This window comes from Mycobacterium sp. Root265 (genome assembly GCF_001428895.1).
In the GTDB taxonomy this organism is placed as follows: Bacteria; Actinomycetota; Actinomycetes; order Mycobacteriales; family Mycobacteriaceae; genus Mycobacterium.
Map to the genome: position 1 here is coordinate 45,262 of NZ_LMJA01000002.1, position 22,748 is coordinate 68,009.

At 67.7% G+C, this 22,748-nt stretch carries 23 protein-coding genes; 14 read left to right on the forward strand and 9 right to left on the reverse strand.

The annotated features are described in order from the left end of the window. Nucleotides 1-5: 5 nt before the first annotated feature. Both ASE48_RS03485 and ASE48_RS03490 read right to left on the reverse strand, forming a co-directional pair. On the reverse strand, nucleotides 6-779 hold the full coding sequence (locus tag ASE48_RS03485; protein ID WP_057165649.1) for an enoyl-CoA hydratase: 774 nt from the start codon (nucleotides 777-779) through the stop codon (nucleotides 6-8). An 11-nt stretch (nucleotides 780-790) separates the two neighbouring features. Then, nucleotides 791-1,825: an enoyl-CoA hydratase/isomerase family protein gene (locus tag ASE48_RS03490; protein WP_057165650.1), complete on the reverse strand. Its 1,035-nt coding sequence runs from the start codon at nucleotides 1,823-1,825 to the stop codon at nucleotides 791-793. A 183-nt stretch (nucleotides 1,826-2,008) separates the two neighbouring features. On the opposite strand from ASE48_RS03490, the gene ASE48_RS03495 reads away from it, so the two are divergent. Beyond that, on the forward strand, nucleotides 2,009-2,857 hold the full coding sequence (locus ASE48_RS03495; RefSeq protein WP_057165651.1) for a Bax inhibitor-1/YccA family protein: 849 nt from the start codon (nucleotides 2,009-2,011) through the stop codon (nucleotides 2,855-2,857). A gap of 213 nt (nucleotides 2,858-3,070) precedes the next feature. Continuing rightward, complete coding sequence (locus ASE48_RS03500) at nucleotides 3,071-3,922, forward strand: endonuclease domain-containing protein (RefSeq protein ID WP_057165652.1); 852 nt, start codon at nucleotides 3,071-3,073, stop codon at nucleotides 3,920-3,922. A gap of 44 nt (nucleotides 3,923-3,966) precedes the next feature. Here ASE48_RS03500 and purT read toward each other — a convergent pair whose 3' ends face one another. From purT to ASE48_RS03515, 3 genes are read right to left on the reverse strand one after another with little or no spacing between them, the layout of a single operon-like run. Continuing rightward, nucleotides 3,967-5,169 (reverse strand): formate-dependent phosphoribosylglycinamide formyltransferase, encoded by a 1,203-nt coding sequence (gene purT / locus ASE48_RS03505; RefSeq protein ID WP_057165653.1) that lies wholly within the window; start codon nucleotides 5,167-5,169, stop codon nucleotides 3,967-3,969. Nucleotides 5,170-5,188: 19 nt separating this feature from the next. Continuing rightward, the gene (locus tag ASE48_RS03510; protein ID WP_057165654.1) at nucleotides 5,189-6,406 is read right to left on the reverse strand and encodes an acetyl-CoA C-acetyltransferase; all 1,218 of its coding nucleotides are present in this window, start codon (nucleotides 6,404-6,406) and stop codon (nucleotides 5,189-5,191) included. 47 nt (nucleotides 6,407-6,453) lie between these two features. Then, on the reverse strand, nucleotides 6,454-7,407 hold the full coding sequence (locus ASE48_RS03515) for an SGNH/GDSL hydrolase family protein (protein WP_057165655.1): 954 nt from the start codon (nucleotides 7,405-7,407) through the stop codon (nucleotides 6,454-6,456). Between the two features lie 194 nt (nucleotides 7,408-7,601). Here ASE48_RS03515 and ASE48_RS03520 point away from each other — a divergent pair, with 194 nt between their 5' ends. The 6 genes from ASE48_RS03520 to ASE48_RS03545 all read left to right on the forward strand — a co-directional run bounded on the left by ASE48_RS03520 (nucleotide 7,602) and on the right by ASE48_RS03545 (nucleotide 14,287). Next, nucleotides 7,602-8,648, forward strand: coding sequence for an alpha/beta hydrolase (locus ASE48_RS03520; RefSeq protein ID WP_057165971.1), 1,047 nt, complete (start codon nucleotides 7,602-7,604; stop codon nucleotides 8,646-8,648). Nucleotides 8,649-8,677: 29 nt separating this feature from the next. After that, complete coding sequence (locus tag ASE48_RS03525; RefSeq protein ID WP_057165656.1) at nucleotides 8,678-10,072, forward strand: cystathionine beta-synthase; 1,395 nt, start codon at nucleotides 8,678-8,680, stop codon at nucleotides 10,070-10,072. A gap of 154 nt (nucleotides 10,073-10,226) precedes the next feature. Next, the gene (locus tag ASE48_RS03530) at nucleotides 10,227-10,853 is read left to right on the forward strand and encodes an RDD family protein (RefSeq protein ID WP_057165657.1); all 627 of its coding nucleotides are present in this window, start codon (nucleotides 10,227-10,229) and stop codon (nucleotides 10,851-10,853) included. Nucleotides 10,854-10,952: 99 nt separating this feature from the next. Beyond that, entirely contained in the window at nucleotides 10,953-11,816 is an 864-nt protein-coding gene (locus ASE48_RS03535; protein ID WP_235570758.1) for a hypothetical protein, read from the forward strand. Nucleotides 11,817-11,975: 159 nt separating this feature from the next. Next, nucleotides 11,976-13,034, forward strand: a complete 1,059-nt coding sequence (locus ASE48_RS03540; RefSeq protein WP_057165658.1) for a hypothetical protein — start codon at nucleotides 11,976-11,978, stop codon at nucleotides 13,032-13,034. A gap of 80 nt (nucleotides 13,035-13,114) precedes the next feature. Beyond that, on the forward strand, nucleotides 13,115-14,287 hold the full coding sequence (locus ASE48_RS03545; RefSeq protein ID WP_057165659.1) for a cystathionine gamma-synthase: 1,173 nt from the start codon (nucleotides 13,115-13,117) through the stop codon (nucleotides 14,285-14,287). Here ASE48_RS03545 and ASE48_RS03550 read toward each other — a convergent pair. From ASE48_RS03550 to ASE48_RS03560, 3 genes are all read right to left on the reverse strand, one after another. Continuing rightward, nucleotides 14,284-14,949, reverse strand: coding sequence for a GOLPH3/VPS74 family protein (locus ASE48_RS03550; RefSeq protein ID WP_057165660.1), 666 nt, complete (start codon nucleotides 14,947-14,949; stop codon nucleotides 14,284-14,286). The genes ASE48_RS03545 and ASE48_RS03550 overlap by 4 nt on opposite strands. A 35-nt stretch (nucleotides 14,950-14,984) precedes the next feature. Further along, nucleotides 14,985-15,479: a transcription elongation factor GreA gene (gene greA / locus ASE48_RS03555; RefSeq protein ID WP_057165661.1), complete on the reverse strand. Its 495-nt coding sequence runs from the start codon at nucleotides 15,477-15,479 to the stop codon at nucleotides 14,985-14,987. 204 nt (nucleotides 15,480-15,683) lie between these two features. Then, entirely contained in the window at nucleotides 15,684-16,109 is a 426-nt protein-coding gene (locus tag ASE48_RS03560; RefSeq protein ID WP_082613984.1) for a DUF4307 domain-containing protein, read from the reverse strand. Between the two features lie 95 nt (nucleotides 16,110-16,204). Here ASE48_RS03560 and mca point away from each other — a divergent pair, with 95 nt between their 5' ends. From mca to ASE48_RS03580, 4 genes are read left to right on the forward strand one after another with little or no spacing between them, the layout of a single operon-like run. Beyond that, the gene (gene mca, locus ASE48_RS03565; RefSeq protein ID WP_057165662.1) at nucleotides 16,205-17,071 is read left to right on the forward strand and encodes a mycothiol conjugate amidase Mca; all 867 of its coding nucleotides are present in this window, start codon (nucleotides 16,205-16,207) and stop codon (nucleotides 17,069-17,071) included. Next, a complete protein-coding gene (locus ASE48_RS03570; RefSeq protein WP_057165663.1) occupies nucleotides 17,068-17,325 on the forward strand; it encodes a hypothetical protein in 258 nt (85 codons plus the stop codon). Before mca ends, ASE48_RS03570 begins: the two co-directional genes overlap by 4 nt. Continuing rightward, nucleotides 17,309-19,312, forward strand: a complete 2,004-nt coding sequence (locus ASE48_RS03575; protein WP_057165664.1) for a thioredoxin domain-containing protein — start codon at nucleotides 17,309-17,311, stop codon at nucleotides 19,310-19,312. The genes ASE48_RS03570 and ASE48_RS03575 overlap by 17 nt, the downstream gene beginning before the upstream one ends. Nucleotides 19,313-19,322: 10 nt before the next feature. Further along, complete coding sequence (locus ASE48_RS03580) at nucleotides 19,323-19,691, forward strand: nuclear transport factor 2 family protein (protein ID WP_057165665.1); 369 nt, start codon at nucleotides 19,323-19,325, stop codon at nucleotides 19,689-19,691. A gap of 1 nt (nucleotide 19,692) precedes the next feature. Here ASE48_RS03580 and trhA read toward each other — a convergent pair whose 3' ends face one another. Beyond that, on the reverse strand, nucleotides 19,693-20,466 hold the full coding sequence (gene trhA / locus ASE48_RS03585) for a PAQR family membrane homeostasis protein TrhA (RefSeq protein ID WP_082613985.1): 774 nt from the start codon (nucleotides 20,464-20,466) through the stop codon (nucleotides 19,693-19,695). A 56-nt stretch (nucleotides 20,467-20,522) separates the two neighbouring features. Between trhA and ASE48_RS03590 the strand changes: the two genes are divergently transcribed. Then, nucleotides 20,523-21,320, forward strand: coding sequence for a (2Z,6E)-farnesyl diphosphate synthase (locus ASE48_RS03590; RefSeq protein ID WP_057165666.1), 798 nt, complete (start codon nucleotides 20,523-20,525; stop codon nucleotides 21,318-21,320). 5 nt (nucleotides 21,321-21,325) lie between these two features. Continuing rightward, on the forward strand, nucleotides 21,326-22,684 hold the full coding sequence (locus ASE48_RS03595; protein WP_057165667.1) for a hypothetical protein: 1,359 nt from the start codon (nucleotides 21,326-21,328) through the stop codon (nucleotides 22,682-22,684). The last annotated feature ends 64 nt before the right edge of the window (nucleotides 22,685-22,748 follow it).

Here is a 22,748-nt window from a genome sequence, read left to right on the forward strand (position 1 = left end):
CGACTTTAGCGATGGGTGAAGTTCGCCGCGCGCTTCTCGGTGAACGCGGCCATGCCTTCCTTCTGGTCCTCGGTGGCGAACGCCGAGTGGAAGATCCGCCGCTCGTAGAGCAGACCCTCGGCGAGCGTCGACTCGAAGGCGCGGTTGACGGCCTCCTTGGCCATCCGCGCCGCCGACAGCGACATGCCGGCGATCGTCGCGGCGGTGGCGTTCGCCTCGTCGAGCAGGGTGTCCGCCGGGACCACCCGGGAGACCAGGCCGCTGCGCTCGGCTTCGGCGGCGTCGATGGTCCGGCCGGTCAGGATCAGGTCCATCGCCTTGGCCTTGCCGATGGCGCGGGTCAGGCGCTGGCTGCCGCCCATACCGGGCAGCACGCCGAGTTTGATCTCGGGCTGGCCGAATTTCGCGGTGTCCGCGGCGATCAGCAGATCGCACATCATGGCCAGCTCGCACCCGCCACCGAGGGCGTACCCGGCGACCGCGGCGATGGTGGGGGTGCGGGTGGCGGCGAACTTGCCCCACAGCGCGAAGAAGTCCTGGCTGAACACCTCCGCGAAGGACAGGTCGGCCATCTCCTTGATGTCGGCGCCGGCGGCGAACGCCTTCTCGCTGCCGGTCAGGATGATGGCGCCGACGCCGGGGTCGGCGTCGAGTTCTGCTGCGGCGGAGGTCACTTCGTGCATGACCTGGCTGTTGAGCGCGTTGAGGGCCTTGGGCCGGTTCAGCGTGATGGTGGCCACCCGGCCGTCGCGGGTCACCAGAATGGTCTCGTAGCTCATGGCTGCACTCCTCAGAACGTCAGATCGGGATGGGCGGAGGCGAAATAGGCGTCGATGGCCGCATCATCGCAGAGTTCGAGCGTGGCCGGTGACCACTGGGGGTTGCGGTCCTTGTCCACCAGTTGGGCACGGATACCTTCGACGAAATCGTGCGACTTCGCCGAGGCCACCGACACCCGGAATTCCTGCTGCAGAACCTCTTCCAGGGTTTCCAGGTGGGCCGCGCGGCGCACCGAGGTGAGCGTGACGGCCAGCGCGATGGGGGAGCGGGTGCCGATCAGGTGGGCGGCGGCGTCGGCCTGTTCGGTCTCCTGGCGGCGCAGGTCGTCGATGATGTCGCCGACGGTGTCCCGGGCGTAGCAGGTGTCGATCCAATCGCGCTGCGCGAGCAGCTCACTGGCCGGTGGCTCCTCTGCGTAGGAGTTCAGCGCATCCTCGTGTCCGTCGGTGACGACGGCCTCGGCGAAGTCGTGCAACCGCGCGTGCGGGACGAAGTGGTCGGCGAAGCCCATGGCGATGGCGTCGGCACCGGAGAACGGGGCGCCGGTCAGCGCGGCGTGCAGGCCGAGCAGGCCGGGGGTGCGTGACAGCAGGTAGGTGCCGCCGACGTCGGGGATGAAGCCGATGCCGACCTCGGGCATGCCCATCTTCGTCTTGTCGGTGACGACCCGGACGCTGCCGTGGGCCGCGACGCCGACGCCACCGCCCATGACGATGCCATCCATCAGGGCGATATAGGGCTTCGGGTAGCGGCCGATGTGGGCGTTGAGCAGGTATTCGTCCCACCAGAACTTGCGCGCGTAGGAGCCGTCGGCCTTGGCGCTGTGATAGAGCGCCACGACATCGCCGCCGGCGCACAGGCCGCGCTCGCCCGCGCCGGTCAGCAGCACAGACCGCACGGAGGCGTCGTTTTCCCAGGTCGTCAGGGCCTTCTGCAGGCCGTCGACCATCACGTCGTTGAGCGAGTTGATCGCCTTCGGACGGTTGAGCGTGACGACCCCGGCGCCGTTGCGGACACTTACTAGGATGTCCTCGTTTTCTGCCACGATTGCAATCTAGTTCGTAGCCTCCGTGTGACGTGCGACGGGTAGGGTTTGCACCGATCAACCTGGACGTTTCCTGAGAACTTTCTCAGTCGTCAGTGGCCGGGCATGGGAACCTGTTCGGAGCGTTGATCGTTGAACGTGTGTTCGTCAATCGAACCACCAGTACTCAGGAGAGGACCTACGGTGCGCGAAAGCAGCAACCCGGTATTCCGATCACTGCCCAAGGGGCAGGGCGGATACGCGCAGTTCGGTACCGGAGCCGCAAGCTTCGGTGCGCAGCAGGTACAGGCGGAGCCCTACGCAACGCAGTACCCGGATCAGCGGCAGGCCGGCGTTTCCCGGCCCATGACCATCGACGACGTCGTCACCAAGACGGGCATCACCCTCGCGGTGGTGACGGCTCTCGGCGTCCTGTCGTACTTCATGGTCTCCATGAACCCCGGCCTGATGATGCCGTTCGTGCTCGTCGGCGGTCTCGGTGGCTTCGCTCTGATCATGATCGCGACCTTCGGTCGTAAGCAGGACAACCCGGCCATCGTGCTGAGCTACGCCGCGCTGGAGGGCGTGTTCCTCGGCGCTGCTTCGTTCCTGTTCGCGAACCTGGTCTCCACCGGTGGCCCGGGCATGATCGCGCAGGCCATCTTCGGCACCGTCGGCGTCTTCGTCGGCATGCTGGTGGTCTACCGCACCGGAGCGATCCGGGTTACCCCCAAGTTCACCCGCATGCTGGTGGCCGCAATGTTCGGCGTGCTGGCCATCGCGCTGCTCAACCTGGTGCTCGGCCTGTTCGGCGTCGGCGGCGGCGAGGGCTTCGGCCTGCGCAGCGGCGGCCCGCTGGCGATCGTCTTCTCGCTGGTCTGCATCGGCCTGGCGGCCTTCATGTTCCTGATCGACTTCGACTCGGCCGATCAGCTGATCCGCGCCGGTGCGCCGGAGAAGGCAGCCTGGGGCGTCGCGCTGGGTCTGACGGTCACCCTGGTGTGGCTGTACCTGGAGATCCTGCGCCTGCTGAGTTACTTCAACAACGACTAGTACGTCGGCGAGAGAAAGGGCGTCCACCACGTGGGCGCCCTTTTTCATGCCCGCATGTCGGTGGGCCTGACTCTGCGGTGAGGGCGCGGCTTACTCGCACTCTTGCGCCACCACTGCAGAGTCGAAGCGGGGCGCCATCCCCAACCGCCGATCCATCCCCAGATCGCGATCTGGACGGCGCGCAGACCAGTCCGCTCCGGGATCCTCGGCCATATGGACGAACCGTTCATCGGCAGCGAAGCCATCTCGGCAGGGACGCTCACCCGGCACGAATTGCGCAAATACCACCGCGCCGTCATGCCCGATGTGTACGTCGGCAAGCGGACCGATCCGTCACGGCAACAACGCCTTCGCGCGGCGTGGCTGTGGTCGCGTCGGCAGGCGGTGATCGCCGGCAGTTCTGCTGCGGCGCTGCACGGCGCCAAATGGGTCAGCGAAGCCGCCCCAGTCGAACTGATCTGGCCCAACGCACGACCACCGCGCGGCGTCCTCACCCGCCACGACCTGCTGCTCGCCGACGAGACCATGACAATGCACGACATGGCCGTCACCACCGTGGAGCGCACCGCGTTCGACCTGGGACGCCGAGGTCAGTTCGGAGATGCCGTCGCCCGCCTGGATGCACTCGGCGCGGCGACCGATTTCAAGGCCGACGACGTGCGCAACCTTAGTGAGCGTCACCCCCACACCCGAGGCCTGCCGCAGCTGAAGACGGCGCTGAATCTGTATGACCCCGGCGGTCAATCGCCCAAGGAGACGTGGTTGCGGCTGATGCTGATCAAGGAGGGGTTTCCTCGGCCACGGACCCAGATCCCGGTGCTCGGGTGGGACGGCTACCCGGTGTACTTCCTCGACATGGGCTGGGAGGACCTCATGCTCGCGGTCGAATACGACGGTGAACAGCACGCGGGGACGCTCGGGTACGACATCGACCGGCACGACTACATCGCCGGCGTGGGGTGGACCGTTGTCCGGGTTGCGGCCGGTCAGCGACGCGCCGCAATCATCAACCGCGTGCAGCGTGAATGGAACAGGTTGGCGCCCAACACCTTGACTCTGCGGTGAGGGTGCGGCCTCCTCGCACTTTCGCGCCCTGGACGCAGAGTCAGCTAGGGCACCCGGGGTGTGACCCGGCCGGCCGCCTCCAAGGCGTTGGCGCGCGCGACATCCACATCGGCGTCGTAGGCCAGCGCCACACCCATCCGGCGCCGTACGAAGCTCTCCGGCTTGCCGAACAGCCGAATATCGGTGTGCGGCACCGCCAACGCCGCCTCCACGCCGTCGAAGACGACACCCTCGGCGTCCACCCCGCCGTAGATCACCGCGCTGGCACCCGGCGACTTCAGCGCGGTGTCGACCGGCAGCCCCAGGATCGCCCGGGCGTGTAACTCGAACTCGTTCTGCCACTGCGTCACCATCGTCACCATGCCGGTGTCATGCGGCCGTGGGCTGACCTCGCTGAACCACACCTGGTCGCCCTTGACGAACAGTTCGACGCCGAAAATGCCCTGCCCGCCCAGGTTCTCGGTCACTGCCAGCGCGATCTGCTGGGCGCTCTGCAATGCAGCGGCCGACATCGGATGGGGCTGCCAGCTCTCCACGTAATCGCCGCTGACCTGCTTGTGCCCGATGGGTTCGCAGAACTGTGTTTCCACCGCGCCGGATGTGCCCACCGCGCGCACCGTCAGCAGCGTGATCTCGTAGTCGAAGTCGATGAAACCCTCGACGATGATGCGGGTGTTGCTCACCCGGCTGCCTGACATCGCGTACTCCCACGCGGGCGCGACGTCGTCCGGGCCGTCGATCTTGCTCTGGCCCTTGCCCGAACTGCTCATCACCGGCTTCACCACGCACGGGTAACCGATGCCGCCGTCGATCGCCTCCTGCAACTCGGCGAGCGAATCGCAGAACCGGTACGGGCTGGTGGACACCCCGAGCGTCTCGGCCGCCAGCCGCCGGATGCCCTCGCGGTCCATCGTCAGCCGGGCCGCCCGCGCGGTCGGGATCACCCGGACCGTGCCGGCGTCCTCGAGGGCCTCCAGCACCGGCGTGGCGATGGCCTCGATCTCCGGCACCACCAGATCGGGCTTCTCGGCCTCGATCAGCGCCCGCAGTTCGTCCGGATCGGTCATCGTCACGGTGCGCGCGTGATGGGCGACCTGATGACCCGGTGCATTCGGGTAGCGGTCCACGGCAATCGTTTCGACGCCCAGTCGCTGCAATGCGATCAGGACCTCGCGGCCGAGTTCACCGGAGCCGAGCAGCATCACCCGGGTGGCGTGCGGGGACAGAGGTGTTCCGAGAGTGGTCATCGGCACGCAGTCTAGGGCGTCAGGAGAGCCGCTCCACGACCATCGCCATGCCCTGGCCGCCACCGACACACATCGACTCGATGCCGAAGGTCTTGTCGTAGGTGGCCAGATTGTTCAGCAGCGTGGCGGTGATGCGGGCGCCGGTCATGCCGAACGGGTGCCCCAGCGCGATCGCGCCGCCGGAGACGTTCAGCTTGTCCTCGTCGATGCCGAGCTCACGGGCGGAGCCGATGACCTGGACGGCGAACGCCTCGTTGATCTCGACCAGGTCGATATCGGAGATGGTCTTGCCGGCCTTGGCTAGCGCCTTGCGGATGGCCTCGATCGGTCCCAGGCCCATGATCTCGGGGGACAGCCCGGACACCCCGGTGGAGACGATGCGCGCCAGCGGGGTCAGGCCCAGCTCCTTGGCCTTGGTGTCGCTCATGATGACGACGGCGGCGGCGCCGTCGTTCAGCGGACACGCGTTGCCCGCGGTGATGGTGCCGTTGGGCCGGAACACCGGCTTGAGCTGGCTGATCTTCTCGTAGGAGGTGCCGGCGCGCGGGCCGTCATCGGTGGAGACGACGGTGCCGTCGGGCAGCGTGACCGGCGAGATCTCGCGCTCGAAGAACCCACTCTTGATGGCTTCCTCGGCGCGGTTCTGCGACCGCACGCCCCAGTGGTCCTGGTCCTCGCGGCTGATGCCGGTGTAGGTGGCGACGTTCTCGGCGGTCTGGCCCATGGCGATGTAGACATCCGGGATCAGGCCGTCTTCGCGCGGGTCGTGCCACGTGATGTCGCCCTCGGCCTGCTTCACGGTGCGTGCCTGGGCCTCGTCGAACAGGGCGTTCTTGCTGTTGGGCGCACCGTCGGCGGCGCCGACCCCGAAACGCGACACCGTCTCGACACCGGCGGAGATGAACACGTCACCCTCGCCGGCCTTGATGGCGTGGAAGGCCATCCGGGTGGTCTGCAGCGAGGACGAGCAGTACCGGTTCACGGTGGTGCCGGGCAGGAAGTCGTAGCCGAGCTCGACGGCGACCGCGCGGGCGATGTTGTAGCCGGCCTCACCGGCGGGCTGCGCGCTGCCCATCATCAGGTCGTCGATATCGCGGGGATCCAGCGACGGCACCTTGTCCAAGACGGCGCGCACCATCTGGGAGGCCAGGTCGTCGGGACGCATGGTGGCCAGCGATCCCTTGACGGCGCGTCCGATGGGGGAGCGGGCGGTGGCGACGATGACGGCTTCGGGCATGACGGCTCCTCAGGACTCAAAAACATCTAGAACGTGTTGCACAAAACCTAGCTCGCGGACACCACGATGGGTGCGGGGACCCCGGTTGTGCGACGCCAGAGCCGGGTCACGTTGCCGATCCGGGACAGCAGCGAGCTGCCCTCATCGGTGCGCGATTCCAGCGCCGCCTCGATCGGTACGTCAGACACGAAGTCGCCCAGCGCATTACACAACGCGGGCAGCAGCTGCTGGGCGGCCAGCTGGTAGCCCGCACCCGAGGGATGGAACATGTCCGGCGAGAACAGCACCTCGGGGGCCTTGTAGAACTCCGGCGCCAGCAGATCCGAGAACGGCACCGGTATGCCGCCGGCCGCGCGCACCTCGGCCGCCTGCGCGCGGGCCAGCCGCAGCCCCTGGCTGCGCGTCACCCACCGCAGCGGCTGCGGGATCGCCTTGATGACGCCGAAGTCGGGGCAGGTCCCGACGACCACCACGGCACCGGCCGCGCGCAGGCGCTGCACCGCGCGGCCGACCCGGCGCGCCGACGGCCAGGTGCCGTTGGGTTTGGTGATGTCGTTGGCCCCGATCATGATCACCGCGGCGTCCGGCGGAGGACCGGCGACGAACATCGCGTCGATCTGGCCCGACAGACCCTTCGACGTCGCACCCACGATGGCCTTGGTGCTCAACCGGATGCGCTGACCGGATTCCTCGGCGAGACCGCGTGCCAGCAGCACCCCGGGCACCTCGTCGGCGCAGGAACTGCCGTATCCGGTGGCCGTCGAGTCGCCGAAGATCATCAGGTGCAGGTCGAACGGGACACCGCGGGTCCAGCGCTGCACCGGACCTCCGCCGGCGACGTAGACGCCGTCGGCGCGAGGCGGCACGTCCCAGGACTTGGGTATGACCTGGCGGGCCTGGTCGGCCTGCCCGCTCAGCAGGTTGCGGGCCCCGACATAAGCCGAACCCGTCGAGGCCAGGGCAGCGGCTGCCAGGGCGATGGTCGATGCGCGACTGCCCACACAAACGATATTAAGAGCCGTTTTCCGCATTGTCAGCGCGCAGGCGAATGGGCGCGGTCACGGTGGGGTATCAACTGCGGAACCAAACGGATTCTTTGATTGTTGAACGTATTGACGGGCGTGCAAGCTAAGTTACCCCGGTTGGCTAAGTAAATATCAGCAACGGGTACTACAACGGCGTAGGAGTGGTGGCGATGACGGCACCAAGCAAGGTCTCAGGCTCACCGCACGCGGCGATAAGCCCAGCTAGAGCGCGGCAATCCCGCCGATTCCCGGTCGGTGACTGGCGCCCGGTAGAGGTCGTCGAGGACGGCGCCAGCATCGCGGGCCGGATCGCCGGGCTAGTTGCCATGATGACAATCCGTCCGACGCTGGCAATCGGTAGCCACGTCCCCAAGTTGCCCTGGCCGTTCGGCCTGCTGGATTTCGCCGCCCGCGTGCTGCGCCCGGCGCCGGGAACGGTCCGGGCCACCATCTCCCTGCCGAACTGCACCGCCCAGCTGGTACGCGCGGCCGGGGTGCTGCCCGCCGACGGCAAGCGCAGCGTCATCCTCTATCTGCACGGCGGCGCGTTCCTGACCTGTGGCGTGAACACCCACGGCAGGCTGACGACCGAACTGTCGCGGTTCGCCGACAGTCCGGTGTTCGTCGTGAACTACCGGATGATCCCGAAGCATTCGATCGGGGTGGCGCTCGACGACTGTTATGACGCCTACAAGTGGCTGCGGCTGACCGGCTACGCCCCCGAGCACATCGTGCTCGCCGGCGACTCGGCCGGCGGCTACCTGGCGCTCGCGCTGGCGCAGCGACTGCAGGCCGAAGGACTCGACTCCGAGATGCCCGCCGCCGTCGTCACCATGTCCCCGCTGTTCGAGATCGACAACACGCACCGCACCCAGCATCCGAACGCCCGCACCGATGCGATGTTCCCGCCCAAGGCGTTCGAGGCCCTCGTCGACATGATCGACGGCGCCGCCAAGCGTCAGGGCGAAGAGGTCTACGAGCCGCTGGATCACATCGAGCCCGGTCTGCCGCGCACCCTGATCCACGTCTCCGGCTCCGAGGTTCTGCTCAACGATGCGCGGAAGGCCGCCCGGATGCTGGCCGAGGCCGGTGTCCCGGTCGAGGTCCGTATCTGGCCCGGTCAGATGCATGTGTTCCAGCTGTGCTCACCCATCGTCGGCGAAGCAACACGCTCGCTGCGCCAGATCGGTGACTACATTCGAGAGGCCACGTGGTGAGTTGATCGGCGGCCTGAGACGATGGTGGCATGCGTATCGCCAGGCACATCAGTGAGCTCATCGGCAATACCCCGCTGGTCCAGCTGAACTCGGTCGTCACACCGGGATCAGGCCTGGTCGCAGCGAAGATCGAGTACCTCAACCCGGGCGGTAGCTCCAAGGACCGCATCGCGATCAAGATGATCGACGCCGCCGAGGCATCCGGCGAGCTCAAGCCCGGCGGCACCATCGTGGAACCCACCTCCGGGAACACCGGCGTCGGGCTGGCCCTGGTTGCTCAGCAGCGCGGATACCGGTGTGTGTTCGTGTGCCCGGACAAGGTCAGCGAGGACAAGCGCAACGTGCTGCGGGCCTACGGTGCCGAAGTGGTGGTCTGCCCCACCGCCGTCGCCCCGGACGACCCGGCGAGCTACTACAGCGTGTCCAATCGTCTGGTCGAGGAGATCGACGGGGCCTGGAAGCCCGATCAGTACTCCAACCCGATGGGCCCGGAGAGCCACTACGAGACCACCGGTCCGGAGATCTGGGCCGACACCGACGGCAAGATCACGCACTTCGTCGCGGGCGTGGGCACCGGCGGGACCATCACCGGCACCGGCCGCTACCTCAAAGAGGTGTCGGATGGCCGCGTGCAGGTCATCGGCGCCGACCCGGAGGGCTCGGTGTACTCCGGCGGCACCGGTCGCCCCTACCTCGTCGAGGGTGTCGGCGAGGACTTCTGGCCCAGCGCATACGATCCCGCGATCCCGGACCGCATCATCGCCGTCTCCGACGCGGATTCCTTCGAGATGACCCGGCGACTGGCCCGCGAAGAGGCCCTTCTGGTCGGTGGATCGTGCGGGATGGCCGCGGTCGCCGCGTTGAAGGTGGCCGAGGAGGCCGGGCCCGACGCGGTGGTGGTCGTGTTGCTGCCCGATGGTGGGCGCGGTTACCTGTCCAAGGTTTTCAACGACGCCTGGATGTCGTCCTACGGCTTCCTGCGCAGCAGGCTGGACGGTTCGGTCGAGGACGTCACCGTCGGAGAGGTGTTGCGCCGCAAGTCCGGTGCGCTGCCGGACCTGGTGCACACCCATCCATCCGAGACGGTGCGCGACGCCATCAGCATCCTGCGCGAGTACGGGGTGTCGCAGATGCCGGTGGTCGGGGCCGAGCCGCCGGTGATGGCCGGCGAGGTCGCCGGCAGCGTGTCCGAAAGGGAACTGCTCTCAGCGGTTTTCGAAGGTCGAGCAAAGTTGGCCGATGCCGTGGCACTGCACATGAGTGACCCGTTGCCGCTCATCGGTTCCGGCGAACTACTCGGTACCGCGGCAAAAGAACTGCGGGACTGCGACGCCGTCATGGTGGTCGAGGACGGCAAGCCGATCGGCGTGCTGACCCGGCACGACCTGTTGGGATCGCTGTCCGAGGGCGCCTCGCACCGTTGACCGGTGTGAATGACACTGATTGCGTTGGCAAACAGGTTTTCGCCTGCGCCGTATCCAGTTGATGAAGTTGGCGTGAGCGACGCCAATCTGAGCATGTTCTCAGGTAGGGTTACTCGCCGCAGAGCCAGCTAATTTCCTCACCTGGAAGGCGCCAATGACAGAGCAACCGCCACCACCTCCCGGGAATTACCCGCCGCCTCCTCCGCCCCCGCCGCCGCCCGGTGGTTACCCGCCGCCTCCGCAGGGCGGATTCCCGCCTCCGCCTCCCGGCGGTGGATACGGCGGTCCGCCGCCCGGTGGGGGATTGCCCAAAGAGGCCTACACACCGTGGTTGACCCGTGTCCTGGCGTGGATCATCGACATCCTCCCGGTGGCGATCCTGGAGGGCATCGGCTACGGCCTGCTGATCGGAACCCGGGAAACGGTGTGCGTCACCGACTCCTCGGAATACGACCTCGGCGAGTTCTGCGCCACCGGTGCCTCGACGCTGGGCCAGGTGTCGTTCGCCATCACCTGGATTCTGGCGCTTGCCTACATCATCTGGAACTACGGCTACCGGCAGGGAACGACGGGGTCGAGCATCGGCAAGGGCATCCTGAAGTTCAAGGTGGTCAGCGAAAGTACCGGGCAGCCAATCGGATTCGGTATGTCCATCGTGCGGCAGCTGGCGCACGTGGTGGACGCCGTCATCTGCTACATCGGCTACCTGTTCCCGCTGTGGGACGCCAAGCGCCAGACGATCGCCGACAAGATCATCAAAACCGTCTGTCTGCCGCTCTGACATCAGCCGCAGTATCAGGATCACCGGAAGCGCCGGCCCGCGGATTGACCGCTGCGGGCCGGTGTTTCACTATCAGCCGCAACGCGAAGAGAAGGTGACATGACTCAACCACCACCGCCGGAAGAGTTCGGGCCACCGCAGGAGCGCATCCCGGCGCATGGCAATTACCCGCCGCCGCCCGGGAACTACCCGCCGCCGCAAGGCAATTACCCGCCGCCCGGGTATCCCGTCCCGGGGACACCCGCATTCGGTGCGCCCGCCTACCGTGTCGGCGAAGCGGTCTCGTGGGCGTGGAACAAGTTCAGCGCGCACTCCCCGGCAATCCTCATTCCGACGCTGGTGTTGGGGGTGATCTATGGCGTGACCCAGTTCAGCATCCAGGCCGTGTCCAATGGCTTCGGTGCGGTGGGGAATTCGTCCATCGATGCCGGCTACGACGCGAGCTTCTCGTTCGATCTGACCGGTGTCGTGGTGTCCGTCCTCGGGGTCATCGCCACCGCGGTCGTGGTCGCGGTGGCCCAATCCGCCTACCTCAACGGCATGATCGACATCGCCAACGGGCAACCGGTGGAGATACGGTCGTTCTTCAAGCCCCGCAACGTCATCGACGTCGTCATCGCGTCGGTCCTGTCCAGCATCATCATCGGTCTCGGCGCCCTGTTGTGTATCGTGCCCGGCGTCATTGCGACGATCATGTTGCTGTTCACCACGGTTGCCATTCTGGACCGCAACATTTCGGGCACCGACGGTCTGGGAACGAGCTTTGCCATCGCCAAGGCCAATTTCGGCCCGGTGGCGCTGACCTGGCTGGCCACCGTCGGCATCACGCTCCTGGGGCTGGTGGCGTGCGTGGTCGGTCTCGTCGTCGCCTACCCGGTCAGCGCGCTGGTCACCGTGTTCGCCTACCGCACGCTCACCGGCGGATACCTGGCGCCGCCGACGCCGGACCCGCGGCCGGAATGAACGGGGTGCACTGCGCTTGCGGTGTGCCGCGCGAAAACCGCCGGACAGTCGCTCACTTGATCATGAAGACATAGGCTCACCCCGAGCGCCGGTTCGCGGGTCTCGTCTCCCGGGGACGGTGTTGCGTCGTCAGTAGTTCAAATCTCACGAGAAGGTGACATGACTCAACCGCCTCCTCCGCCGGGCAGCACACCGCCCGGCGGATTCCCGCCGCCTCCCGAGAACGTCCCGCCTCAGGGCGGCTACCCGCCGCCCGGCAACTACCCGCCGCCGCCGGGGAACTACCCGCCCCCGCAGGGCAACTACCCGCCGCCACAAGGGGACTACCCCCCGCCGCCCCAGGGCAACTACCCGCCGCCTCCGCAAGGTGGCTACCCACCGCCCCCGCAGGGTGGTTACCCACCGCCGCCTCCGCCGCAGGGCGGCTACGCGCCCCCACCGCCGCAGGGCGGCTACCCGCCGCCCGGTGGCTATCCACCGGCGGGGTACCCCGGTGGGCCCGGCGCCGGCCCGGCGTTCGCCGTCGGTGACGCGTTCTCCTGGGCATGGAACAAGTTCAGCAAGAACGCGGCTGCGCTGATCATCCCGACGCTGGTGTACGCGCTCATCGTGGGCATCGTCGGCGGCATCGTCTACGGCCTGGCTTTCGCGCTGGCGCCCAGTGGCGTGACCACCTATGACTCCTACGACTCGGGCTTCAGCTACGAGTACAGCGCCGGATTCGGGGTGGCCAGCTTCATCGTGCTCGCCCTCGGCGGCCTGATCCTGCTGGTGCTGCTGGCGGCGATCTCGTCGGCGTACATCAGCGGCATCCTGGATATCGCCAACGGTGTTCCGGTCACCGCGGGCTCGTTCTTCAAGCCGCGGCTCATCGGCCCCGTCATCATCGCCACCGTGCTGGTGGGCATCGCGACCGCGATCGGCAACGCGCTGTGCTACCTGCCGGGTCTGATCGTGTCGATCTTCGCGTTCTTCACCACCGTCGCGCTGCTGGACCGCAATCTCTCGGCCATCGACGCGATCAAGACGAGCATCGACATCACCAAGAACAACTTCGTCCAGGTGCTGATCGCCTGGCTGCTGTTCGCGGTGATCATCTTCGTCGGATCGCTGCTGTGCGGTATCGGCATCATCGTGGCCGCACCGGTCGCGATCCTGTTCGAGGTTTACGCCTTCCGGCGCCTGACCGGCGGACAGGTTGCGCCGCTGACGCCGTAGCGGCATAGCGCAAGGGAGCGGGGTGGGCCGGTACCGGTCCACCCCGTTTCGTCTGTACGGACCCCACTACCCTTGTCCGCATGGGTGAACAGCGCTCCGCACATGACGCACACCGGTGGCAGGGTCTGGCGACCCGGGCCATCCACGCCGGGTTCCGGCCCGATCCGGCCACCGGCGCCGTCAATGCCCCGATCTATGCCAGTTCGACCTTCGCCCAGGACGGCGTGGGCGGCCTGCGCGGCGGCTACGAGTACGCCCGCACCGGCAACCCGACCCGCGCCGCGCTGGAGGCGTCCCTGGCCGCCGTGGAAGAGGCCGACTACGGCCGCGCCTTCGCCTCGGGCATGGCGGCCACCGACTGTGTGCTGCGCGCCGTGCTGCGTCCCGGCGATCACGTCGTCATCCCCGACGATGCCTACGGCGGCACCTTCCGCCTGATCGACAAGGTGTTCACCCAGTGGGGGATTCGCTACTCGCCGGTGGCGCTCACCGATCTGGATGCGGTCGCCGCCGCGATCACCGATCAGACGAAACTGGTCTGGGTCGAGACGCCCACCAACCCGCTGCTGTCGATCGCCGATATCGCCGGGATCGCCGAGATCTCCCGCCGGGCGGGTGCGAAGCTCTTGGTGGACAACACCTTTGCCTCACCGGCGCTGCAGCAGCCGCTGACCCTCGGTGCCGATATTGTGCTGCACTCCACCACGAAGTACATCGGTGGTCATTCCGACGTCGTGGGCGGTGCACTGCTCACCAGCGATGAGGAACTCGACACCGCGTTCGCGTTCCTGCAGAACGGCGCAGGCGCCGTCCCCGGACCGTTCGACGCCTACCTGACCATGCGGGGCCTCAAGACCCTGGTGCTGCGCATGCAGCGGCACAGCGAGAACGGCGCCAAGGTGGCCGAGTTCCTGGCCGAGCATCCGGCGATCGACTCGGTGCTCTATCCCGGTCTGCCCAGCCACCCGAACCACGAGGTGGCGGCCAAGCAGATGTCCGGTTTCGGCGGCATGGTGTCGGTGCGACTGCGCGGCGGGCGCGCCGCCGCCCAGGATTTCTGCGCCCGAACGGAGATTTTCATTCTCGCTGAATCTTTGGGCGGGGTGGAATCGCTGATCGAGCATCCCGGTGCGATGACGCATGCCTCCACCGCCGGCTCGCAGCTCGAGGTGCCCGAGGATCTGGTCCGGCTCTCGGTCGGTATCGAGGAGGCCGCCGACCTACTCGGCGATCTGGAGCAGGCGCTGCGCTAGGAGCCCAGCGCGGGCCGCAGCGCGGACACCGTGACGGCGAGATTGACCTCCGGCAGCGCGGTTGGCGACTCGTCGACCCAGCTGCCCAGGGCGATCTCACCGGCCCGGGCATGCACCCAGCGCCAGCCGCGGTCGTTGAGGCTCAGCAGTGCGCCCAGACCGTCGGTGGCGTGCAGCAGCGAGATGATCGCTGCCGTCGGCGGGGTCGGTGGGCGCCGGTCGAACAATGCGGACAGCAGCGCCGCGCGGGCCGGGCCGACGCGGTTGCGGGTCAGCAGCGGAAACGCTGTTTCCTTCTTGAACCCCTTGGACGGCAACGGGATCCGCCGGATCTGCCCGCCGCGTTCCAGGTGTACGACGAGATCATCCTCGGCGTGCCTGCTCAACTTGGCGATGGCCGAGGACGGCCGCAGCGGCCGCTGCGAAAGCAGCTCCCACGCCGGTCCGGTGACGGGATCCAATGGTCCCGAGCCGGTCAGCGCGACAAGACGACCCGATTCGACCGGCTCACCATCGACGGCCGGCCGGATACGGCAGGCCCAAGCCAGGTCCAGCAGGGTGGCCGCGCCGAGAACGCGGCGCCTGCGCTGTCGGTCCAGCCCGGGCTGCGCCGACGCATTGTCGAGCAGCAGCAGGAACAGGTCCTCGGCGATCTGGGCCACCGGAGAAACCTATCGTCCCGCCGCGGCGGACTGCCTCAGGAGTGGTACGGCTCCGCGCTGAGCAGGGTCACCGTGACGGTGCTGCCATTGGGAATCGTGTAGCTGCGGGTGTCGCCGACCTTGGCGTCGAGCAGCGCCTCACCCAGCGGTGACTTGGGCGAATACACCTCGAGCTTGCCGTCGCTGACGCCCTCCTGGCGGGTCGCGATCAGGAACGTCTCGGTGTCGTCCTTGTCATCGCCGTACTGGACCTTCACCACCGAACCGGGCAGCGCGACGCCGGACTGCTTGGGTGCCTCGCCGACCTTGGCGTTGTTCAGCAGCTCCTGGAGCTGACGGATGCGCGCCTCTTCCTGGCCCTGCTGCTCACGGGCGGCGTGGTAGCCACCGTTCTCGCGCAGGTCGCCCTCTTCGCGGCGGTCGTTGATCTCGGCGGCGATGATGGGGCGGTTGGCGATCAGCTGGTCCAGCTCCGCCTTCAAACGGTCGAAAGCCTCTTCGGTCAGCCAGGTGACCTGGGTATCGGTCATGTCCTCGCGCTCCTGTCGTTGATCTTTTCTCGCGCGCTGTATCGCGTGGGAAGGTCGTGTATCGCCGCGATCGCAGGCGCTGTGGCAGCGCGCTAATGCAGCAATACACGGTTCCAGCCGGAACCGTGTATCGGCCAAGCTTACCACCGCCGTGTCAACGCGTTTTCACGATTTAGCAGTTCGCCGTTGGTCGCGCGGACGTCTCTAGGGCGCCACCAGATAGGCCGGCACATCGATTCCGCAGCCGTAGATATCGCCGACGACCGGCGGTTTGGTGGACTTGACCACGGCGTCGATCACCACCGACGACGCGGTGGACGGCGGCACCAGGATCTCCCGGCGGCCGGTCTCGTCGCCGTTGATCGACCGGGCACGCACGATGCACACCGCGGGCACCGACGGGTCGGAGCGGGTGACGGTGATCGTCACCGCCACGGTCTCGTCGTCGACGATCTTGTATCCGCCGAGCTCGCCCTTCACATCGCCGGTCCCGAACCGCTGGAAGGCGATGAGCGCGATCACCACTCCTGCCGTCACAATCAGCAGGAACAGTCCGATCACCACTCGGCGGCGGGTGCGGCGGGACAGTTTCTGCCGCCCGTAACGGGCGGTGGGACGCTCGATGGTCAAGGTTAAGGGTGCCCGTCGGTCAGTTGGTTCCACTACAGCTGGAACTATAGAGCGGTGGGCATACGCGAGAGGGACGCCTCGTTGGATGAGACACGATGACTGAATTGCGCTTGATGGCGGTACACGCCCACCCCGATGACGAGTCCAGCAAGGGAGCGGCCACCACGGCCCGCTACGCGGCCGAAGGTGCCCGGGTCATGGTGGTGACCCTCACCGGCGGTGAACGTGGTGACATCCTGAACCCGGCGATGGACATCCCTGAAGTGCACGGACGCATTCATGAGGTGCGCCGTGACGAGATGGCCAAGGCCGCCGAGATCCTGGGTGTCGAACACCGCTGGCTGGGCTATGTCGACTCCGGCTTGCCCGAGGGCGACCCGCTGCCCCCGCTGCCGGAGGGCTCCTTCGCCACGGTGCCGCTGGACGGGCCGACCGAGGCGCTGGTGCGGGTGATCCGCGAGTTCCGCCCGCATGTGCTGACCACCTACGACGAGAACGGCGGGTATCCGCACCCGGATCACATCCGGTGCCACGAGGTGTCCGTCGCCGCGTACGAGGCCGCGGCCGACTACCTGCGCTACCCCGACGCCGGGGAACCCTGGGCGGTGTCCAAGCTGTACTACAACCACGGTTTCCTGCGGCAGCGGATGCAGGTGCTGCAGGACGAGTTCGCCAAGCACGGCCAGGACGGCCCGTTCGCGAAGTGGCTGGAGAACTGGGACGCCGAGGAGGACGTGATCGAGTCGCGGGTGACCACCCGGGTGGAGTGCGCGAAGTTCTTCGCCCAGCGTGATGACGCCCTGCTCGCGCATGCCACCCAGATCGACCCGAAGAGTTTCTTCTTCACCACGCCCATGGAGTGGCAGCAGCGGCTGTGGCCGACCGAGGAATTCGAGCTCGCACGGTCCCGCATACCGGTGCAGCTGCCCGAGACCGACCTCTTCGCAGGGATCAAAACATGACTGACCTACTCCTGATCGCCGCCGGCCTGCTGGCCGAGGAGGGGCCGCGTCAGACCGGCCCCGACTTCGGCAAGGCCAGCCCGGTGGGTCTGCTGGTGCTGGTGCTGCTGCTGATCGGCACCTTCGCGCTGGTGTGGTCGATGAACCGGCACCTCAAGCGGCTGCCGGAGTCGTTCGACCCGGAGCATCCCGAGCCCGACCAGGCCGTCGACGAGGGCACGACAGGTGAGTTCAAGGGTGACGCCAAGGGGTAACACCCTGGGCGGGTCCACCAGCCCCTACCTGCGCCAGCACGCGGGCAATCCGGTGCACTGGCAGCAGTGGAGTGCGGAGGCACTTGCCGAGGCCGAAGCCCGCGATGTGCCGATCCTGCTGTCCATCGGGTACGCCGCCTGCCACTGGTGCCATGTGATGGCCCACGAATCCTTCGAGGACGCCGACGTCGCCGCGGCGGTCAACGACGACTTCGTCTGTATCAAGGTCGACCGCGAGGAGCGTCCGGATCTGGACGCGATCTACATGAATGCCACCGTGGCGCTGACCGGTCAGGGCGGCTGGCCGATGACCTGTTTCCTGACCCCGGACGGGCGCCCCTTCTTCTGCGGCACCTACTACCCCAAGGACGGTTTCCTGCAGCTTGTCTCGGCCGTCAAGGAGACCTGGCGGCAACGGCGCGCCGAGGTCGAGCAGGCCTCCGACGAGATCGCCGGGGAACTGCGGGCGATGAGTTCGGGCCTGCCGGGTTCCGGCCCGGCACTGGACGCCCGGTTGTGCGACGAGGCGGTGGCCGCGGTGCTGCGCGACGAGGACGTGCAGCGCGGCGGGTTCGGCGCAGCACCCAAGTTCCCGCCCTCGGCGGTGCTGGAGGCACTGCTGCGCCACTACGAGCGCACCGGTTCGGAGCGGGTGCTGGCGACGGTGCAACGGGCCGGTGCGGCCATGGCGCGCGGCGGCATCTACGACCAGCTCGCCGGTGGGTTCGCCCGCTACAGCGTCGACCCGTCCTGGGTGGTGCCGCATTTCGAGAAGATGCTCTACGACAACGCGCTGCTGCTGCGGTTCTACGCGCACTGGGCGCGGATCACCGGAAATCCGCTGGCGCGCAGGATCACCGACGAGACGGCCCGCTTCATCATCGACGGCCTGGGCGCCGGCGGCATGTTCACCTCTTCGCTGGACGCCGACTCCGACGGGGTGGAGGGGCTCACCTACGCGTGGACGCCGGCCCAACTGTGCGATGTCCTGGGTGACGACGCCGACTGGGCCGCTTCGCTTTTCGGGGTGACCGACACCGGTACCTTCGAGCACGGCAGCTCGGTGCTGCAACTGCACACCAATCCCGACGATCAGGTGCGCTTCGAGCGGGTGCGGGCCGCGTTGGTGGCAGCCCGCGCGCAGCGCCCCCAGCCGGCGCGCGACGACAAGGTGGTGACGGCCTGGAACGGCCTGGCCATCACCGCGCTCATCGAGGCCTCGGTGGCGCTGGATAAACCCGAATACCTGGACGCGGCAACGGTATGCGCGCGGGAGCTGCTGCTCCTGCACCTGGCAGGTGGTCGGTTGCGCCGCGCGAGCCTCGGTGGCGTGGCCGGCGAGAGCTCGGCGATCCTGGAGGATTACGCGACGCTGATCACCGCGATGTGCGGGCTGTATCAGCTCACCGGAGTTGCGGCCTGGCTGACCACCGCCACGGGTCTGCTCGACACCGTGCTGGAGCATTTCGCCGACGCCGGGCAGCCCGGCCGATGGTTCGACACCGCCGACGACGCCGAGACGCTGATGGTGCGGCCCGGAGACCCACTCGACGGCGCCACCCCGTCGGGGGCGTCGTCGATCGCCGAGGCGCTGCAGCTCGCGGCGCACCTGACCGGGGACGCGCGCTACGGCGCAGTGGCCGATGCCACGCTCGCGTCCGCCACCACCGTGCTGGCCAAAGTTCCACGCTCGGGCGGACATTGGCTCGCCGTTGCCGAGGCCGCGGTGCGCGGACCCATCCAGATCGCGGTGGCCTGCGACCCCGCGCACTCGGAGTTGCTGGCTGCTGCGCGCCGGCTCGCACCCGGGGGAGCTGTGGTCGTCGGAGGCCCGGTGGACTCATCGGAGTTGCTGACCGGTCGCGACCGGGTGGGTGGGCGCGATGCCGCCTATGTGTGCCGCGGACGGGTCTGCGATCTGCCCGTGACCACCGTGCAGGATCTCGCTACCGCGCTTTCTCCAACTGCCCCGAGGCCTTCCGTGTAGCCTGCCGCACATGAGCTTCGAGCCGGATGTCTTGCAAGGTTTCGTCCAGCGCTACCTGGACACCGCCGCCAGTGGCAGCGCCGATGACGTCGCCGCGCTGTACGCCGAGGACGCCACGCTGGAGGATCCGGTGGGCGGCGGCGAGGTGCACATCGGGCGCCAGGCCATCGCCGGGTTCTACAAGAACGTCGAAGGCGTCGAGGTGACGACCGAGCTGCTGTCATTCCGCGCCGGCGGCAGCGAGGCGGCGTTCGTCTTCGCTATCACCGTGGGCGGCGCGATGCGCATCGAACCCATCGAAATCATGGCGTTCAACAGCGAGGGCCAGATCACGTCCATGCGGGCGTTCTGGGGCCCGGCCGACATCACCCAGCTGTAGGTCAGAAGACCGCGAACCACATCGCGATGTAGTGGCAGAGCGCCGCGACCGCGGTGCAGGCGTGGAAGAACTCGTGATGGCCGAACGTGGTCGGCCACGGGTTGGGCCATTTGAGGCCGTAGAACACCCCTCCGACGCTGTAGAGCGCGCCGCCGACGATCAACAGCACCACCGCCGCCACGCCGGCGCCGTCCATGATCGGCCCGATGAACCACACCGCGATCCAGCCCAGGAGCAAGTAGAGCGGCACACCCACCCAGCGGGGCGCCGACGGCCAGAACATCTTCAGCAGCACGCCCGCGAAGGCGCCGGCCCAGACGATCCAGAACAGCAGCCAGCCCTTCTCGGACGGCAACGCCAGCAACGCGAACGGCGTGTAGCTGCCCGCGATGAAGACGAAGATCATCGAGTGGTCGAGGCGCTTCATCCACTTGCGTGCCGTCGGATTCGTCCACGTGACCCGGTGGTAGACACCGCTCACGGCGAACATCGCCACGATGGTGAACGTATAGAGCAGTGTCGCCAGACCGGCTTGCGTCGACTCCAGCGACCACGACACCGCGACGAGCGCGGCACCGGCGACGAACGCGACGAATGCCGAGTACACATGGATCCAGCCACGTGCGCGTGGCCGGCCGAGGAACTGTGCGACGCCGTCTGCGAAAGCCTCGGGCAGATCTTCGGCTTGATGCACAGCTGCTGACCGGTACGGCCGGCTCGAGTCGATCGTCTCGGGTTCAATGCGCGATCCCGCTGTGCTTTTCGCTTCTGACATGTCACCTCCCCTGAGTGGCACGGAATAGCCTGATCGTCACAGTAGTCTTGTTGGCTGTGGAGATCATTCCGCCGCGACTCAAGGAGCCGGCCTACCGGCTCTACGAACTGCGGTTGCGTAGAGAGTTGGCGCAGGCCAGGTCTGAGCTCCCGCGCCACATCGCAGTGTTGTGTGACGGAAATCGCCGCTGGGCGCGTGACGCCGGGTTCGACGATGTCAGTTACGGCTACCGCAAGGGCGCGGCGAAGATCGCCGAAATGCTGCGCTGGTGCCAGGCCGCCGGCATCGAGCTGACGACGGTCTATCTGCTCTCGACGGAGAACCTTCAGCGGGACCCCGACGAGCTGAGCGCGCTGATCGACATCATCACCGATGTCGTCGAGGAGATCTGCGATCCCGCCAACCGCTGGAGTGTGCGCACCGTCGGTGACCTGGAACTACTGGGCGAGGAGCCGGCACGCCGGCTGCGGGATGCCGTCGAGGGCACGGTGGGCTCGGCCGCACCCGGCGCATTGCAGGTGAATGTCGCCGTGGGCTACGGCGGACGCCAGGAGATCGTCGACGCGGTCCGCGGGCTGCTGGGCAAGCAACTGGCCAACGGCGCCAGCGCCGAGCAACTCGTCGAATCCGTGACCGTCGAAGCCATCTCGGAGAACCTGTACACCTCGGGTCAGCCCGATCCGGATCTCGTCATCCGGACCTCGGGTGAGCAACGTCTCTCCGGATTCCTGCTGTGGCAGAGCGCATATTCGGAGATGTGGTTCACCGAAGCGCACTGGCCGGCGTTCCGCCGGGTCGACTTCCTGCGCGCGTTGCGCGACTACACCATGCGGCACCGCAGGCACGGCAGGTAACCGCGATGGCGGTCCTCTCGGCGATCGTGTTCGCGCTCAGCTGGTGGCTCGGGCTCTACCTCCTCGCGCGGGACCCGCGTAAGCCGGTGCTGGTGCTGGCGGCCGCCGGACTGACCAGCTTCGCCGCGGTGGTGGCGCTCGACGCGGTGCGGGTGGTCACCGAGTCGGACGTGCTGGGCCGCATCGAGATCTACCTGATGGCGCTGCCGGGGATCGCCTGGTTCGCGGTGCTCGTCGAACTGTCCCGGCCCCCCGACACCTGGCGCGGCCGGATTCGGGAGATCCTTCTGGTGGGCGGCGTCGCCGCGGTGGCCTTCACCGGCGCGGCCCTGGCCGGCGATGTCGACGGACCGCTGCGGCTCGGGCATTGGTTGATGTTCGCCGCGGTCTCGCTGCCGTCGCTGGGGGCCATGGTGACCGCCATGCTGCGTCCGGCCCAACCGGTGCCGGTGGTGCGCTTCGTGTTGGTGGCCACGCTGTTCTTCGCGCTGGCCAACGTGATCCTCATCATCCCGCTGGGACTGCTGCCCAGCGCGCTGGCGCTGGCCTCCACCGGTTTCGACGTGGCACTGCTCGGTATCGCGGTGGCGCTCTGGGATGCCTTCGACGAGGGACAGGCGCTGCGCGCGGACATGCTGCGGTCCTTCACCGCGACGGCCGCCGTCGCGGTGCTGTTCGGCGGTCAGGCGGTCATCGGACTGGCGGTCGCGGGCCCGTCCGCGTCGACCGCGCTGACCGTGCTGCTGTTCACCAGCCTGGGCATCGCCATCGCGATCAACGTGCTGGCCGACCCCCTGGCCGGTGTGCTGGACCGGCTGGCGTTCTCTCGCTCACCTGCCCTGCGCGCCGAGCGGGCCGCGCTGCGCAGCACCGAGGCCGCGTTGCCGTTGCGGTCACCCAACCCGCTGCACGACGTCGACGATGACACCTTCGCCCGGTTGACCCGGCGCGCGCTCGGGCATTACGGCGACCTGTCCAAACTCGTCGCCAGCCCGCTGACCGAGCTACCGGCAATCGACGAGCGGCTGGCGGCCCGCGGCGCCGCGGATCAGCCGCTGGAACGGGCCAACGAACTGAAGGCCTTGCTCGCCGACCGGATCGCCGCGCTCAAACCGCGCGACGGCAACGACTTCGGCACCAGTGAGCAGTGGCGGTACTACAACTCGCTCTACTTCCCGTATGTGGTCGGGGTACGGGCCTACGCGCAGAACGCGACGGCGGCCGGACTCGACCCGGTGGCCCGCCAGGCCTGGCAGTGGTTGGTCACCGAGGTGCCGCAGCGTTCCCTGCACAACTGGCAGAACGCGGCGGCCCGCGTCATCGCCGCCGATCTGCGCGGCGGATTGCCGGCACACGCCCGCTGACCTCTGCGCCCGAGGCCACTTCTCCTCGGCCGCATCGGCGTGACCTGCCGTTGGCAGTGATTGG